Genomic DNA, 15,832 nt, shown 5'->3' with positions numbered 1-15,832 from the left:
GCTGCCGATGCAGCGCGCAACGGGGCAGGAGCAAAACGCGTGACCGTACTCGACCCTTCCTTCGAACCCTCGCTGCACGTCTTCGAGCAAGACGGCGGATGGCAATGGGCGCTGACGGTGAAGCGGGCGACCGGCGTCGGCGTGAAAGTCGTGGCGTTCAGCCGCGAAGGCTTTCGCGGCGAAGCCGAGGCATACGCCGCCGGCCAGCTTGCCCGCGCCGAATATGACGACGCCGTGACGGCCTGACGCCGTCGCGGCGATCCCGCGCGGGGATCGTCTTCCTCTGTGCCGTCCGTTTCCGGACGGTGCTTTCCCGACCGTTTTCCGTTTTCGTTTTTCGCTGCGCGAGGCGATCGTCTGCCGGCGTTCGTCGCGCCAAATGATCCGTGCCGTTCGATGCTCGGGCATCGCGCCGACGATGCGACATGCGTGGCGCAAGCCCGCACGCGGACTCGCGGCATCCGAGTCAACGCGAACCACGCATGGTGCGAGCGCGTCTGGAAAATGCCGAGTCATATCGTAATAAGATATGAAGTTATCGCATCGACGGGACGACGACGTCCCGCTTCCCTGAAAGGAGCTATCCGTGCAGCTGACCCAGTTAGGCGGGCATGTCGCCCAATCCGGCATCGCCGAACGGCAAAAACACGCGCAGGCGCTGATGTTCGGGATGGCGAACATCGACGAATACGTATCCCGCGGCGTCTGCTACGACGCCGCGGCCTATGTCCGCTATCTGCTGCGTGCAGACGCGCTGATCGCGCCCGATGCGCTGCTCGATACGGCCGGTCAATCGTGGAGGACGCGGTTCAACTTCGAAACCGGCGATCAGTGGGACGGGCGCGCGAGCATTCCGGCGGGCACCGCGGTCGGCTTCGCGCGCGGCGGCAATGTCTTTCATGCGGCGATTGCGGTCGGCGGCACCCGGATTCGCGCGATCAACGGCGGGCTGCTGGGCGCCGGATGGATGAATCCGGTCGACCTTGCACGGGCGCTGCAGCCGGATCCGGCCGGCGGCTTTACGTACGATCGCACGACCATTCGCGTCCATCTGTCGCGCCTGTAGGCGGGGCGGCATCCCGTCTCCCGCTCCGGCCACCGTGGCCCGGGCGCGCCGCGCGGCCGCCTTCCCGCCGTTCGGCGATTTCCGCATGGCGTCGCGCCGTCCAACGCTGCTATCCTCTCGACCTTGAATGACGCGTCATGGCGGCGTGGCCGCGCATGCTGCAGCGCGGCGCCGCGCGCCGGTGCGAGCCCGGGCGCGCACTGAGGTAGCATGACCGAATATCCACGACGATCGATGACCCGTTTCGTGACCGACTTCCTTCCGTCCATGTCCACATGGTCAAGACAACGATGAGCGATGCACCCGATCCGGCGGTGCCTGGCGACGACGAGTCGTCGGGCGGCGCTTCGTCCTATCTGGTGCCGGGGCTCGAACGCGGGCTGCGGATCCTCGCCGAATTCTCCGCGCGCGAGCCGGTGCTCGGTGCGCCCGAACTGTCGAAGCGCATCGGCATTCCGCGTACGACCACGTTCCGCCTGCTGCAGACGCTCGAAGCGCTCGGTTTCCTCGAACGCGTGAACGGCGACCGCTATTTCCGGCTCGGCGTCGGCGTGCTGCGGCTCGGCTTCGAATACCTGAATTCGCTCGAACTGACCGATCTCGGCACGCCCGTGCTCGAGCGGTTGCGCGATTCGACCGGCCTGTCGACGCACCTGCTGATCCGCGACCAGCGTGACGTGGTGTTCGTCGCGAAGGCGCAGAGCAATGCGTCGATGTTCGGTTCGGTGAAGGTGCACGTCGGCACGCGCCTGCCCGCGCATGCGACCGTGCACGGCCACGTGCTGATGGGCGACCTGACGCGCGACGCGCTGCGGCAGCTCTATCCGGAAAAGAAGCTCGAACAGTTCACCGAGCGCACGCCGGGCACCGTCGACGAGCTGTACGAACGCGTGCGTCATTACGCGCGGCTCGGCTATGCGGTCAGCGAGGCAGCGTTCGAGAGCGGCATTTCGGCCGTGACCGCGCCGGTGCGCGATCATTCGGGCTCGATCGTCGCGGCGATCACCGCGACGGTGCCGCGCTCGGAGATCGGCGAGGCCGGCGAGAAGGAGCGGCTCGTCGAAGCCGTGTGCGGTGCGGCGGTCGACCTGTCGCAACGGCTGAACTATCGTCCGCTCGAAAGCGACCCGACGTTCGCGCATGCGCGCCACAAGGTCGCGATGTTCTGACGCTCGTGCATCGATCCGGCCGCGGTGCGCGGCATCGCAAACGACGAGAGCGGCCCGCGGGCCGCTCTCGTCGTTTTCCGGCACCGCACGCGCGGTGCGCAAACCTGCTCAGAACGAGTGATGGATGCCGGTCAGCACGATCACCTGGTTCGCGGTGCTCGACACGCCGGCCGTGAAGAACGCGGCCTTCGCGCCGCCCGAACCGTGTTCATAAAGCACGTTCGCATACAGCTGCGTGCGCTTCGACAACGCGTAGATGTCGCCGAGTTCGACCTGCGTCCAGCGGCGGCCGGCCAGCGTCGTGGTCGCCGCGCCGCCCGCGATCGTGTTGAACGCGCTGCTGCGGTAGTTCACACCCGCGTCGTAGCTCTGGAACGTGTCGGAAAACCCGTTCGACTGCATCTTCACGCGCGTGTAGAGGCCGTGCACGAGGAAGTCGCCGATCTGGTACGACGCGCCCGCGCCGATGTTCTCGACCTTGTTCGCAAGGTAACCATTCGCGGTGTTCTGCCCCTGGAACGATGTGATGCCCGTCTGGCTGATCAGGATCGCGCGGTCGTGCTCGTTCGAGTAGACGGCCGACGCCTTGAACGGCCCGTTCACGTAGTTCAGCGCGACGCCGACCGATTTGCCGGTCGAGAAGTTCGTCGTGTTGCCGAGCGCGAGCGTCGCCGCGGCCGAGAAGCCCGCGAAGGTCGGTGAACGGTACTTGACCGAATTGTTGTACGGCACGTTGCCGGTCGCGGCGAGCCCGTCGATGTTGCCCGGGTGGAACGCAAACCAGCTCATCGCGAGGTACGCCGTGCTGAGCGGATCGAGATAGTCGAACGTCAGCGGCGTCTGGCGGCCGAGCGTCAGCGTGCCGTAGCGCTCCGAACTCAGGCCGACGAACGCCGCGCGGTTCCAGATCGTGTTCGCGGTCGCGAACTGGCCGTTGTTCGTATAGAAGCCGTTTTCCAGCTGGAAGATCGCGGACAGCCCGCCGCCGAGATCTTCCTTGCCCTTCAGGCCCCACCGGTCGGGCTGCGTATTGCCCTGGATCATCGCCCACTTCGCGTGGCCGCCGACGTTGTTCACGTACGCGATCCCCGCGTCCATGCTGCCGTACAGCACCACGCTGCTCTGCGCCCACGCGCCCGACGCGGCGCCCATTCCGATGACTGCCGCTGCTACCGCATGCTTGACCATTTTGTCTCCTGACTCTCCAACCTGATGAATACGTGTCGTGACGGCCTGCGCGGGGACGGCCGGCCGTCGCGCATGTTCATCGCCGCATGGGCATTCGTATGTTCCATATAAGGAACAGTGTGCCTCTGATGGAATGGAGTATAGAGGCGCTGAGCGCCGGATCAAAAATAAATTTTTCGGGACGGATGGGCGCGGTGCCGACGCCCGGCAACCCGGCGCGATGTCTCGGAAAAGCCGATAAATCCCCGTCACATAACAAAAAATTACATTCGATCAGGTAGGCGAAAGGGTGCGTCGACCTGACGGTCGGTGTTTTCCCTAGGACATGCAGCTTTTTGTTTTACTCGTGGAAAGTCGCTCCTATAATCACCATCCATAAACTGCTGTTCCGGATATGGAACAAATCGGAACAAACCGAGAGTCGATCAGAAGGAAGGGTGTGAGATGTCTGAACAATGGATTTGCGCCGGTCACGCCGGCGCGCTGTCGGAAGACACGCCGATCGAGTTCAAGCGGACCGACGGCGTGGAAATCGGGATCTACCGCGTCGGCGACGACGTGTATGCGCTCGAGAACGTGTGCCCGCATGCGTACGCGCTGCTGACGCAGGGGTTCGTCGACGAAGGCACGGTCGAATGCCCGCTGCACGAGGCCGTGTTCGACATCAAGACGGGCGAATGCCTGAAGGGGCCGGGCGGGCGCGCGCTGAAGCAGTACGCGGTGCGCCTCGCCGGCGAGGAAATCCAGATCAAGGTGGAATGACATGAAAGAAGCGACCGTCAACTTCAATCCCTTCCTGAAGCCGTGGGTGGCGCCGCAGCCGAACAACATCGCGGGCAAGGGGCAGATCGAAATCCCCGGCCAGGTCGAGAACCAGGTCTGGCAGAACCGCAAGGCCGCACCCACGCAGTACGAGAACGACCTCGGCGATGCGCTCGAACGCGTGTTCGAGAGCGGCGCGACCGAGCTGGACGATGTCGTCGCGGGCCTGAACCGCATCGGCTTCCGCGCGCCGGACGGCACCGCGTGGACCGCGGCGCGCTTTCGCGCCGAAATGGCCGCGCTGGCGGAATGAGCGCGCGCGCCGCGTGACCACCGACCCGACGACAACCGAATCCGGAGCACACTGATGACGTCCCCCGACCAACACGAAGCCCAACACGACCCGGTCCGTGACTATCTCGACCGCGGCATCAAGAACTACTGGTATCCCGTCGCACCGAGCTGGCAGGTGTCGAATGCACCGGTCGGCCTCACGCGCCTGTCCGAGCAGATCGTGCTGTGGCGCGATCACGACGGCAAGGTCCACGCACTGGAAGACCGTTGCCCGCACCGCGGCGCGCGCCTGTCGCTCGGCTGGAACCTCGGCGGCAACATCGCGTGCTGGTATCACGGCATCGAAGTCGACGGCGGCGGCACGGTCAATCGCGTGCCGGCGGTGTCGAACTGTCCGCTCGAAGGCACGAAGTGCGTGAAGTCGTATCCGGTCGAAGAGAAGGCCGGCGCGATCTTCCTGTGGTTCGGCGACGAAGCGCACGGCGAGCCGGCGCCGCTGAACCTGCCGGAAGAACTGGTCGCCGAAGAGTATGGCCACTTCCTGTGCGTATCGAACTGGAAGTGCAATTACCAGTACGCGATCGACAACGTGATGGACCCGATGCACGGCGCGTATCTGCACGCCACGTCGCACTCGATGGCCGAAGGCGACAAGCAGGCCGACATGCGCGTGCGCAAGACCGAAACGGGGCTGATGTTCGAGAAGATCGGCCAGCGCGACGTGAACTTCGACTGGGTCGAGCTCGGCGAAACGGGCTGCCTGTGGATGCGTCTCGCGATTCCGTACAAGCAGAAGTTCGGCCCCGGCGGCAACTTCGGGATCATCGGCTTCGCGACGCCGGTCGACGGCGACCACTGCCAGGTCTATTTCTGGCGTACCCGCAAGGTCAGCGGCTGGCAGCGCGACGTGTGGCGCTTCATGTACCGCAACCGCCTCGAGGGTCTGCACTGGGACGTGCTCGAGCAGGATCGCTACGTCCTCGAAAGCCTCGCGCCGCATGCGCGCGATCACGAATACCTGTACCAGCACGACGTCGGCATCACGCGTGTGCGCCGGATGCTGCGCCAGCGTGCGCAGGAACACCTGTCCGCGCTCGACGCGCATCGTGCGGCGCATGCCGCCGCGGAGCCCGCGAATGGCTGAGCTCGCTCCGATCGTCGCGCTGCCCGGTCGCCGCGTGCTCGTCACGGGCGGCGCGCGCGGTCTCGGCGCCGCCTTCGTGAAGGCGCTGGTCGAAGCGGGCGCGCAGGTCGCGTTCGGCGACGTGCTCGCGCAAGAGGGCCGCGCGCTGGCCGCGCAGCTCGCGCAAGCCGGCCACACCGCGCATTTCTTCGCACTCGACCTCGCCGATCCGGCCAGCATCGACGCATTCGTCGCGCAGGGCGCGGCGGCGCTCGGCGGCCTCGACGCGCTGATCAACAACGCGGCGATCACGAACTCGGGCGGCAAGCTGTCGACGGAGCTCGACGTGTCGACGTGGGACGCCGTGATGAACGTGAACGTGCGCGGCGTATGGCTCGTCAGCAACGCGGCGCTGCCGCACCTCGCGCGGTCGGGTCGCGGCGCAATTGTGAATCTTGCGTCGGACACCGCGCTGTGGGGCGCGCCGAAGCTGCTCGCGTACGTCGCGAGCAAGGGCGCGGTGATCGCGATGACGCATGCGCAGGCGCGTGAGTTCGGCGCGCACGGCGTGACGGTCAACGCGATCGCGCCGGGGCTGACCGAAGTCGAGGCGACCGCGTACGTGCCGGCGGAACGCCATGCGTTCTACCTGCAGGGCCGTGCGCTGACACGCGCGCAGGTGCCCGACGACGTGACGGGCCCGGTGCTGTTCCTGCTGTCGGACGGCGCGCGCTTCGTGACGGGCCAATTGCTGCCGGTCAACGGCGGCTTCGTAATGAACTGAATTGCAGTTTTCACTCGGAATGAAGGAGAGGACGATGGCGGACGCCGATCTCGAACGCAAGTCGTGGGACCAGCCGGAAGGCGCAAGCTTCAACGACTGGATGGAAGGGCGCGTCGCGCGCTATGCGACGCGGCGCTACGACTGGGACGCGCTGAAGTTCCAGGCCGATTACGACCCGAAGTACCGCCGTGCGCAGATGCGCTATGTCGGCACGGGCGGCACGGGCGTCGCGAAGGACGTCAACACGGTGCCGGCCGGCAACTTCACGTTCTCGACGATGGTCATCCCGGCCGGCAACATCGGCCCGAGCCACATCCATATCGACGTCGAGGAAATCTTCTTCGTGCTGCGCGGCAAGATGAAGGTGATCTGCGAGCGCGACGGCGAGACGTGGGAAGCGATCCTCGGCGAGCGCGACCTGATCTCGGTGCCGCCCGGCGTGTATCGCACGGAAATCAACATCGGCGAGGAAGATGCGCTGATGTGCGTGATGCTCGGTTCGTCGAAGCCGATCACGCCGACGTATCCGCCCGATTCGCCGCTCGCGAAGATCAAGCGTTGAGACGGAGCGGGTGAAGCAATGAGTGTCATCGACAAACGTGAACGCGACCGCACCGCGGCGTTCGCCGCGCTGCTCGGGCAGTTTCCCGAGCAGCGTTGCGCGGCCGGCGCGGCGGGCACGATCGGTTATCGCGAGGCCGGCGCGCAGCATGCGGGCCGCGCGCTGCCCGTCGTGCTGCTGCACGGGATCGGCTCGGGCGCCGCGTCGTGGGTCCGCCAGCTCGACACGCTGGGCGCATCGCGGCGCGTGCTCGCGTGGGATGCGCCCGGTTACGGCGTGTCGACGCCCGTGCACGGCGCGTCGCCGGCCGCCGCCGATTACGCGGCAGCGCTGAACGCGTGGCTCGAGGCACTCGGCATCGAACGCTGCGTCCTGGTCGGCCATTCGCTCGGCGCGATCATCGCGGGCGGTCTCGCCCGCGTGACGCCCGCGCAAATCGCCGGCCTGCTGCTGGTGTCGCCCGCGGGCGGCTACGGCAGCGCACCGGCCGAGACCCGCGAAGCGCGCCGCGACGCACGGCTCGCGATGCTCGCGGAACTCGGCCCGGCCGGGCTCGCCGAGCAGCGCAGCGGCAACATGCTGTCCGGTTTCGCGAACGAGGAGGCAAAGGCATGGGTGCGCTGGAACATGGCGCGCATCGTGCCGGCCGGCTATGCGCAGGCCACGCATCTGCTCGCGAACGCCGATCTCGCGGCCGATCTCGCCGGCTTCCGGGGCCGCACGGCCGTGGCCGTCGGCGCGAACGACGCGATCACGCCACCCGCCGCGTGCGAGCGGATCGCCGCGGCCGCGCACGTCGGGCTGCAGGTGATTCCGCAGGCAGGGCACGCCGGCTATGTGGAAGCGCCGGCCGCGTATTCCGCGCTGATCGACTCGTTCTGCCGGCAGTGCGATACGCAGTGGGGGCTGGCATGAAGTCCCCCACGCTCACCTTGGTTCGCGGGAGGCATAAATGAGCGAACCGCTGCAACAAAACGAATCCGAAAACGCGAAGGCCGAAGCCAGCTACGTGGTGCCGGGCCTCGAACGCGGGTTGCGGATTCTCGCCGAATTCTCGCCGCGCGAGCCCGTGCTCGGCGCGCCCGAACTGTCGAAGCGGCTCGGCATTCCGCGCACGACGGTGTTCCGTCTGCTGCAGACGCTCGAATCGCTCGGCTTTCTCGAACGCGCGGACAAGGATCGCAACTACAAGCTCGGCATCGCGGTGCTGCGGCTCGGCTTCGAATACCTGAGCTCGCTGGAGCTGACCGATCTCGGCCTGCCGGTGATCGAAAGCCTGCGCGATGCGACCGGCTTCACGACGCACATCGTGATCCGCGACGGCCGCGACGTGGTGTTCGTCGCGAAGGCGCAGAGCCAGTCGCCGGTGTTCAGTTCGATCCGCGTGAACGTCGGCACCCGGCTGCCCGCGCATGCGACGACGCACGGCCACGTGCTGATGGGCGACCTGTCGCTGAAGGAACTGCATGCGCTGTATCCGGAAGGCGTGCTGAACCGGATGACGAGCGCGACGCCGGAAACGGTCGACGCGCTGTACGAAGTGATCCGCGAGGATGCGCTGCGCGGCTACGGCGTCAGCAATTCGTCGTTCGAGCGCGGGATCTCGGTCGTCACGGCGCCGGTGCGCAACGAGACGCAGAAGATCGTCGCTTGCATCACGGTGACGGTGCCGCGTCCGGAGATCGACGCGGCGCTGATCGCGGACGGGCTGATCGACAAGGTGCAGCGCGCGGCGGCGGAACTGTCGCGGCGGCTGAATTACCGCTCGGATGACGAGCACACGTTTCTCGAAGCTTTAGGACTCCGATGATCCAGATCGATCTGAGCGGGCAAGTGGCGGTGGTGACGGGCGGTTCGTCCGGCATCGGACTCGCGACAGCCGAACGGTTTCTGCAGGCAGGCGCGTCGGTCGCGATCTGCGGCCGCGACGACGAACGCCTCGCACGCGCCGAGGCGATGCTGCGCGGCAAGTACGCGGATGCACGACTGCTGGCCACGCGCTGCAACGTGCTCGACGAAGCCGACGTGACCGCGTTCGCGCAAGCGGTATCCGCGCGTTTCGGCTGCGCCGACATGCTGGTCAACAACGCCGGCCAGGGCCGCGTCTCGACCTTTGCCGACACGACCGACGACGCCTGGCGCGAAGAACTCGAACTGAAGTACTTCAGCATCATCCGCCCGACGCGCGCATTCCTGCCGCTGCTGCGCGATGCGGCTGCGCCGACGATCACCTGCGTGAACTCGCTGCTCGCGCTGCAGCCGGAGCCGCACATGGTCGCGACGTCGTCGGCGCGTGCCGGCGTGCTGAGTCTCGTGAAGTCGCTCGCGACCGAACTGGCGCCGCAGCGCATCCGCGTGAACTCGATCCTGATCGGCATCGTCGAGTCGGGGCAGTGGCGCCGCCGCTACGACACGCAGGCGCAGCCCGGCGAAAGCTGGGAGGACTGGACGGGCGCGCTCGCCCGCAAGAAGAACATTCCGCTGAATCGCTTCGGCAAGCCTGACGAGGCGGCCTGGGCACTTTTTTATCTCGCAACGCATCTGTCGTCCTACACGACGGGCAGCCATATCGACGTTTCTGGAGGCTTTGCACGCCATGTCTAAAAAAACCACGGTTGGCGAGCTGATTGCCGCCTTTCTCGAGCAGTGCGGCGTGAAAACCGCATTCGGTGTCATCTCGATCCACAACATGCCGATCCTCGACGCGATCAATTCGCGCGGCAACATCCGGTATGTCGGTGCGCGCGGCGAAGCGGGTGCGCTGAACATGGCCGACGGGCTGGCCCGCGTGTCGGGCGGCCTCGGCGTCGCATTCACGAGCACGGGCACGGCGGCCGGCAACGCGGCCGGCGCGATGGTCGAGGCGCTGACGGCCGGCACCGCGCTGCTGCACGTGACCGGGCAGATCGAGACACCGTATCTCGACCAGGATCTCGCGTACATCCACGAAGCGCCCGACCAGTTGTCGATGCTCGACTCGATCTCGAAGGCCGCGTTCCGCGTGCGCACCGTCGAAACCGTGCTGCCGACGATCCGCGAAGCCGTGCGCATCGCGCAGACCGCGCCGACGGGCCCCGTGTCGGTCGAGATTCCGATCGACATCCAGGCGGCCGAAATAGAATGGCCGGAAGACCTCGCGCCCGCCCACGTCGCGGTGCGCGAGCACGACACCGCCCGCGTCGCGAAGCTCGCCGACGCGCTCGCGGCCAAGCGCCGCCCGCTGCTGTGGCTCGGCGGCGGGGCACGCCATGCACGCGAGGAAGTCGAACGCCTCGTGAAGCTCGGCTTCGGCGTCGTGACGAGCGTGCAGGGCCGCGGCGTGCTGCCGGAAGATCATCCGGCGACGCTCGGCGCGTTCAACGTGCATGCGTCCGTCGAGGCGTTCTACAAGACCTGCGACGCGCTCGTCGTGGTCGGCTCGCGCCTGCGCGGCAACGAAACGCTGAAGTACAAGCTCGCGCTGCCGCAGCCGCTGTTCCGCGTCGATGCCGATGCGCTCGCCGACAACCGCGGCTATCGCAACGCGCTGTTCGTGCACGGCGATTCGAAGCGCGTGCTGGCCGAACTGGCCGATCGCCTCGAAGGCCGCCTGTCGGTCGATCCGCGGTTCGCGGCCGATCTCGCGGCGGCCCGCGAGGAAGCGGTGGCCGACGTGTCGAAGGGCCTCGGGCCGTACAAGAAGCTCGTCGACACGCTGCAGGGCGTGGTGGGCCGCGACTACAACTGGGTGCGCGACGTGACGATCTCGAACAGCACGTGGGGCAACCGCCTGCTGAAGATCTTCGAGCCGCGCTCGGGCGTGCATGCGCTCGGCGGCGGCATCGGCCAGGGTATCCAGATGGGCATCGGCGCGGCGCTCGCGGGCACGGCGGCGAAGACGGTCTGCCTCGTCGGCGACGGCGGCCTGATGGTCAACGTCGGCGAGCTCGTGACGGCCGTGCAGGAAAACGCGAACGTGATGATCGTGCTGATGAACGACCAGTGCTACGGCGTGATCCGCAACATCCAGGACGCGCACTACGGCGGCCGCCGTTGCTTCGTGCAGCTGCACCAGCCCGATTTCGCGCAGTTCTGCGCGAGCTTCGGCCTCACGCACTACCGGATCACGTCGCTCGACCAGGCCGAAGCGATCGTGCGAGAAGGGATGGCGAAGGAAGGGCCGGTGATGGTCGAGGTCGACATGCTGTCGGTCGGTTCGTTCGCGTCGAACTTCGCGGGGCCGCCGGTGAAGAAGGAAGCGCCGACGGAGCGCCAGTATGCATGACGACCAGAAGCGCGCGCACGCGCCCGTCGACGTCGCGATGATCGGCTTCGGCGCGATCGGCGCGGCCGTGTACCACGCGGTCGAGCACGATGCGTCGCTGCGCGTCGCGCACGTGATCGTGCCGGCACACCAGCGCGCGGCGGTGCAGGGCGAGCTCGGCGACGCGGTGGAGGTCGTGTCGTCGGTCGACGCGCTGGCCCGCCGCCCCGAGTTCGCGCTCGAATGCGCGGGCCACAGCGCGCTCGTCGATCACGTCGTGCCGCTGCTGAAGGCCGGCACCGACTGCGCGGTCGCATCGATCGGCGCGCTGTCCGATCTCGCGCTGCTCGACGTGCTGTCGCAGGCCGCCGACGAAGGCGGCACGACGGTGACGCTGCTGTCGGGTGCGATCGGCGGCATCGACGCGCTGGCGTCCGCGAAGCAGGGCGGCCTCGACGAAGTGCTGTACGTCGGCCGCAAGCCGCCGCTCGGCTGGCTCGGCACGCCGGCCGAGGAATTGTGCGACCTGCGCGCGATGACCGGGGAAAAGGTGATCTTCGAAGGCACTGCACGCGACGCCGCGCGGCTGTATCCGAAGAACGCGAACGTCGCGGCGACGGTCGCGCTCGCGGGCCTCGGTCTCGACGCGACGCACGTGCGCCTGATCGCCGATCCGGCGGTGGCGCGCAACGTGCATCGCATCACCGCACGCGGCGCGTTCGGCGAGATGTCGCTGGAAATGAGCGGCAAGCCGCTGCCCGACAACCCGAAGACGTCCGCGCTGACCGCGTACAGCGCGATTCGCGCGCTGCGCAACCGCGCGGCCCGCTGCGTGATCTGACCGGACCATCGAGCGTCCGCCCGCGCCACGGCGAGGGCGGACGTGCAGAGACAGATTTGTGGGACTTGTGACATGACTCCTTTCGATACGCGCCTCGTACCCGACGGCAACATCCTGATCGGCGGCGAGTGGCGGCGCGGCCGTGGCGCGCCTTACACGAGCATCTATCCGGCCGACCAGTCGGTGAACATGGAAGTGTCGACGGCGAACGCGGAAGACGCGGCCGACGCCGTCGTGGCGGCCGACGCCGCATGGCGCCGCGCCGACTGGGCCGGGCTGAAGCCGCACCTGCGCGCGCAGGTGCTGTACCGCATCGCCGACCTGATCATGCAGCGCCACGAAGCGCTCGCGAACCTGCAGCGCCGCGACAACGGCAAGCCGATCGGCGAGACGCGCGTGCTGGTGGCCAGCGCCGCGAACACGTTCCGCTACTTCGCGGCCTGCCTCGAGACGCTCGATGAAGAACTGACGCCGTCGCGCGGCGACTACCTGACGATGAGCGTGTACGAGCCGATCGGCGTGATCGCCGCGATCACGCCGTGGAATTCGCCGATCGCGTCCGACGCGCAGAAACTCGCCCCCGCGCTGGCCGGCGGCAACGCGGTGGTGCTCAAGCCGGCCGAGGTCACGCCGCTCGTATCGCTCGCGCTGGCGCGCATCTGCGAGGAAGCCGGCGTGCCGAAGGGCGTGCTGAGCGTGCTGCCGGGCAAGGGCTCGGTGATCGGCGACGTGCTCGTGCGTCATCCGCTGGTGAAGAAGGTGTCGTTTACCGGCGGCACCGAGGTTGGCCGCGGTATCGCGCGCATCGCGGCCGAGAAGCTGATGCCGGTGTCGCTCGAACTCGGCGGCAAGTCGCCGACGATCGTGTGCGACGACGCCGATCTCGATCACGCGGTCAACGGCGTGCTGTACGGCATCTTCAGCTCGTCGGGCGAAGCCTGCATCGCCGGTTCGCGGCTGTTCGTGCAGCGCGCGGTGTACGACGCATTCATGCAGCGCCTGGTGGCGGGCGCCCGCAAGCTGCGCGTGGGCGACCCGACGCGGCCCGACACGCAGATGGGCCCGCTGATCACCGCGAAGCATCGCGAGTCGGTCGAACGCTACGTCGCGCTCGGGCTGGAAGAAGGCGGCCGCCTGCTGTGCGGCGGCGAGCGGCCGGCGGGCGACGGGCGCGAGAACGGCTTCTTCTATCAGCCGACGATTCTCGAAGGCTTGCCGAACAGCGCGCGCATTTGCCAGGAGGAAATCTTCGGGCCGGTGCTGGTCGCGATGCCGTTCGACGACGAAGCATCGCTGATCGCGCAGGCGAACGACAGCGTGTTCGGCCTCGCGGCCGGCATCTGGACGCGCGACTACAAGCGCGCATGGCGCATCGCGCGGGCACTCGAGACGGGCACCGTCTGGATCAACACGTACAAGCTGTTCTCGATCTCCACGCCGTTCTCGGGCTGGAAGGAGAGCGGGATGGGGCGCGAGAAGGGACGTCTCGGCATCCGCGAATACATGCAGCAGAAGAGCCTCTACTGGGGCTTGAACGACGCGCCGCTGCCGTGGGCGAACTGAGCGAAGGGGAATGACGCAATGAGCATCTTGGGAATCGAGCAGATCACGTACGGTGTCGACGACCTCGCCACCTGCCGGCGCTTTTTCGCCGACTGGGGGATGAAGGAAGTCGCGCACGACGACACGCGCGCCCGCTTCGAAACGCTGAACGGCTGCACCGTGCTGGCCGTCAAGGCCGACGATCCGGCGCTGCCGCCGGCGTTCGAGGCCGGTCCGACGCTGCGTGAAGTCACGTGGGGCGTCGCGACGCAGGCCGAACTCGACGCGCTGCGCACGAAGCTCGCCGGCCAGCCCGGCTATTACGCACAGGACGATGCGGTCGGCTGCATCGATCCGAACGGGATGGCGATTCGCGTCGAAGTCACGCGCAAGCGCGCACTCGACATCGCGGGCTCGCCGTCGAACGTGTGGGGCCAGACGCTGCGCGTCGACCAGCCGAGCCCGGTCTATGCGCGCGCGGAGCCGGTCGAGGTCGGGCACGTCGTGTTCTTCACGAACTGCCTCGACGCGCAGGAAAAGTTCTATCACGAACTGCTCGGCTTCGAGACGTCGGATCGTTATCCGGGCCGCGGCGCATTCATGCGCTGCGCGCCGCACGGCGGCCATCACGACCTGTTCCTGCTCGCGCTGCCGAACGGAAAACGCGGCCTGAACCACGTCGCGTTCACCGTGCGCGACATCCACGAAGTGTTCGGCGGCGGCATGCACATCGACCGCTGCGGCTGGGAAACGCAGCTCGGCCCGGGGCGTCATCCGGTGTCATCCGCGTACTTCTGGTACTTCCAGAACCCGGCCGGCGGCCTGATCGAGTATTACGCGGACGAAGACGTGCTCACGCCCGAATGGCAGCCGCGCGAATTCGAGCCGGGCCCGACCGTGTTCGCCGAATGGGCCGTCGACGGCGGCCTCGACGGCAATACGCGCCGGCAGAAGAACGCGAAGGCGCCGGAAGGCAAGTTCATGACGGAGCGCAAATCATGAGCGAAACGAACGCGCGGGAAGCGGCCGCGCCGGCCACGGTCGTCGTGATCGGCGGCGGCCAGGCCGCCGGCTGGGTGTTGAAGACGTTGCGCGCCGAAGGATACGCAGGCCGTCTCGTGATGATCGCCGACGAGCCGCATCTGCCGTACGAGCGCCCGCCGCTGTCGAAGGCCGTGCTGGCCGGCGACGCGGATATCGAAACCGTGCGCGTCGTGCGTCCCGACGAATTCGACGCGCTGAACGTCGAAGCATGGCAGCCGGAACGTGCGGCCTCCATCGACCGTGCACGCCGCGTGGTGAAAACCGAAAGCGGCCGCGAGATCGAATACGACCGGCTCGTGATCGCGACCGGCGGTACGTCGCGTCGCTTGCCCGATGCGCTCGTCAATACGCCGAACCTGCATTACCTGCGCACGCTCGACGAAGCGGCCGCACTCGGCGAGAAGCTGCGCGCGAGCCGGCGCGTGCTCGTGATCGGCGGTGGCTGGATCGGCCTCGAAGTCGCGGCGACCGCGCGCAAGCTCGGCGTCGAAGCCGTGGTCGTCGAAGGCGCGCCGCGCCTGTGTGGCCGCTCGGTGCCGCAGATCGTGTCCGACTTCCTGCTCGACCTGCATCGTTCGAACGGCGTCGACGTGCGGACGGGCGCCGCGCTCGCGTCGCTCGACCCGCGGCCGGACGACGCGTCGAAGGTGCGCGCGACGCTCGCCGACGGTACGACGATCGACGCCGATTTCGCGGTGGCCGGCATCGGCCTCGCGCTCAACGCATCGCTCGCGAGCGACGCGGGGCTCGCGGTCGACGACGGCATCGTCGTCGACGAATACGGCGCGACGAGCGACCCGGCGATCTTCGCGTGCGGCGACGTCGCGAACCATCACAACGGCTGGCTGAAGCGGCGCGTGCGGCTCGAATCGTGGGCCAACGCGCAGAACCAGGCGATCGCGGCGGCGAAGGCCGTGCTCGGCGTGCGCGCACCGTACGCGGAGATTCCGTGGTTCTGGTCCGATCAGTATGACGTGAACCTGCAGATCCTGGGCGATCTGCCGGCCGATGCGCAGCTCGTCGTGCGCGGCGATCTCGCCGCGCGTCGTGCGACGCTGTTTTTTGTCGGCGACGGACATGTGAGAGGTGTCATCGCCGTGAACAACGCGCGTGAGCTGAAACTCGCGCGCAAGTGGATGAACCAGGGCCGGGCAGTGGATACGGAAGCCCTGGCAGACACGACCCAAGCGCTTGCCTGACCGGCCCACCGGAAA

Annotated in this window: 17 protein-coding genes; 16 read left to right on the top strand and 1 reads right to left on the bottom strand. The window is 67.5% G+C overall.

All coding sequences use genetic code 11. The features are described 5' to 3' along the window. Window positions 1–39: 39 nt before the first annotated feature. The 3 genes from DTA15_RS36255 (at window position 40) to DTA15_RS36245 (ending at window position 2,235) form a co-directional block, all read left to right on the top strand. Window positions 40–246 carry a hypothetical protein gene (locus tag DTA15_RS36255; protein WP_006489891.1) on the top strand — a complete coding sequence of 69 codons (207 nt, stop codon included), beginning with the start codon at window positions 40–42 and terminating at the stop codon, window positions 244–246. Window positions 247–586: 340 nt separating this feature from the next. Further along, window positions 587–1,066, top strand: a complete 480-nt coding sequence (gene tecA, locus DTA15_RS36250; protein ID WP_006489887.1) for a type 6 secretion system effector deamidase TecA — start codon at window positions 587–589, stop codon at window positions 1,064–1,066. Window positions 1,067–1,341: 275 nt separating this feature from the next. Further along, entirely contained in the window at window positions 1,342–2,235 is an 894-nt protein-coding gene (locus DTA15_RS36245) for an IclR family transcriptional regulator (protein ID WP_006489889.1), read from the top strand. Between the two features lie 108 nt (window positions 2,236–2,343). Here the strand turns inward: DTA15_RS36245 and DTA15_RS36240 are convergent, their stop codons facing one another. Continuing rightward, window positions 2,344–3,423, bottom strand: a complete 1,080-nt coding sequence (locus tag DTA15_RS36240) for a porin (protein WP_006489902.1) — start codon at window positions 3,421–3,423, stop codon at window positions 2,344–2,346. A gap of 444 nt (window positions 3,424–3,867) precedes the next feature. Here DTA15_RS36240 and DTA15_RS36235 point away from each other — a divergent pair, with 444 nt between their 5' ends. The 13 genes from DTA15_RS36235 to DTA15_RS36175 all read left to right on the top strand — a co-directional run bounded on the left by DTA15_RS36235 (window position 3,868) and on the right by DTA15_RS36175 (window position 15,817). After that, window positions 3,868–4,185 (top strand): non-heme iron oxygenase ferredoxin subunit, encoded by a 318-nt coding sequence (locus DTA15_RS36235; protein ID WP_006489883.1) that lies wholly within the window; start codon window positions 3,868–3,870, stop codon window positions 4,183–4,185. 1 nt (window position 4,186) lies between these two features. Then, window positions 4,187–4,498: a recombinase-like helix-turn-helix domain-containing protein gene (locus tag DTA15_RS36230; protein WP_006489911.1), complete on the top strand. Its 312-nt coding sequence runs from the start codon at window positions 4,187–4,189 to the stop codon at window positions 4,496–4,498. Between the two features lie 54 nt (window positions 4,499–4,552). Next, complete coding sequence (locus DTA15_RS36225; RefSeq protein ID WP_006489909.1) at window positions 4,553–5,623, top strand: aromatic ring-hydroxylating dioxygenase subunit alpha; 1,071 nt, start codon at window positions 4,553–4,555, stop codon at window positions 5,621–5,623. Continuing rightward, entirely contained in the window at window positions 5,616–6,386 is a 771-nt protein-coding gene (locus DTA15_RS36220) for an SDR family oxidoreductase (protein ID WP_006489881.1), read from the top strand. The genes DTA15_RS36225 and DTA15_RS36220 overlap by 8 nt, the downstream gene beginning before the upstream one ends. A 34-nt stretch (window positions 6,387–6,420) precedes the next feature. Then, window positions 6,421–6,948 (top strand): cupin domain-containing protein, encoded by a 528-nt coding sequence (locus tag DTA15_RS36215; RefSeq protein WP_006489904.1) that lies wholly within the window; start codon window positions 6,421–6,423, stop codon window positions 6,946–6,948. An 18-nt stretch (window positions 6,949–6,966) separates the two neighbouring features. Further along, window positions 6,967–7,863, top strand: coding sequence for an alpha/beta fold hydrolase (locus DTA15_RS36210; RefSeq protein WP_006493862.1), 897 nt, complete (start codon window positions 6,967–6,969; stop codon window positions 7,861–7,863). 37 nt (window positions 7,864–7,900) lie between these two features. Beyond that, window positions 7,901–8,758 (top strand): IclR family transcriptional regulator, encoded by an 858-nt coding sequence (locus DTA15_RS36205; RefSeq protein WP_006487201.1) that lies wholly within the window; start codon window positions 7,901–7,903, stop codon window positions 8,756–8,758. Beyond that, on the top strand, window positions 8,755–9,552 hold the full coding sequence (locus DTA15_RS36200) for an SDR family oxidoreductase (RefSeq protein ID WP_006487171.1): 798 nt from the start codon (window positions 8,755–8,757) through the stop codon (window positions 9,550–9,552). The genes DTA15_RS36205 and DTA15_RS36200 overlap by 4 nt, the downstream gene beginning before the upstream one ends. After that, the gene (locus tag DTA15_RS36195; protein ID WP_006487228.1) at window positions 9,545–11,212 is read left to right on the top strand and encodes a thiamine pyrophosphate-binding protein; all 1,668 of its coding nucleotides are present in this window, start codon (window positions 9,545–9,547) and stop codon (window positions 11,210–11,212) included. Before DTA15_RS36200 ends, DTA15_RS36195 begins: the two co-directional genes overlap by 8 nt. After that, window positions 11,205–12,032: an aspartate dehydrogenase gene (locus tag DTA15_RS36190; RefSeq protein ID WP_006487191.1), complete on the top strand. Its 828-nt coding sequence runs from the start codon at window positions 11,205–11,207 to the stop codon at window positions 12,030–12,032. Before DTA15_RS36195 ends, DTA15_RS36190 begins: the two co-directional genes overlap by 8 nt. 72 nt (window positions 12,033–12,104) lie before the next feature. Continuing rightward, entirely contained in the window at window positions 12,105–13,595 is a 1,491-nt protein-coding gene (locus tag DTA15_RS36185) for an aldehyde dehydrogenase (protein ID WP_006487205.1), read from the top strand. Between the two features lie 18 nt (window positions 13,596–13,613). Continuing rightward, the gene (locus tag DTA15_RS36180; protein WP_006487197.1) at window positions 13,614–14,576 is read left to right on the top strand and encodes a VOC family protein; all 963 of its coding nucleotides are present in this window, start codon (window positions 13,614–13,616) and stop codon (window positions 14,574–14,576) included. Then, on the top strand, window positions 14,573–15,817 hold the full coding sequence (locus DTA15_RS36175) for an NAD(P)/FAD-dependent oxidoreductase (RefSeq protein WP_006487198.1): 1,245 nt from the start codon (window positions 14,573–14,575) through the stop codon (window positions 15,815–15,817). Before DTA15_RS36180 ends, DTA15_RS36175 begins: the two co-directional genes overlap by 4 nt. Window positions 15,818–15,832 lie beyond the last annotated feature (15 nt).

This window comes from Burkholderia cenocepacia, assembly GCF_900446215.1.
GTDB lineage: Bacteria > Pseudomonadota > Gammaproteobacteria > Burkholderiales > Burkholderiaceae > Burkholderia > Burkholderia cenocepacia.
The sequence above is the reverse complement of the archived record's forward strand: the minus strand, read 5'-3'. Positions and strand labels throughout refer to the sequence as shown.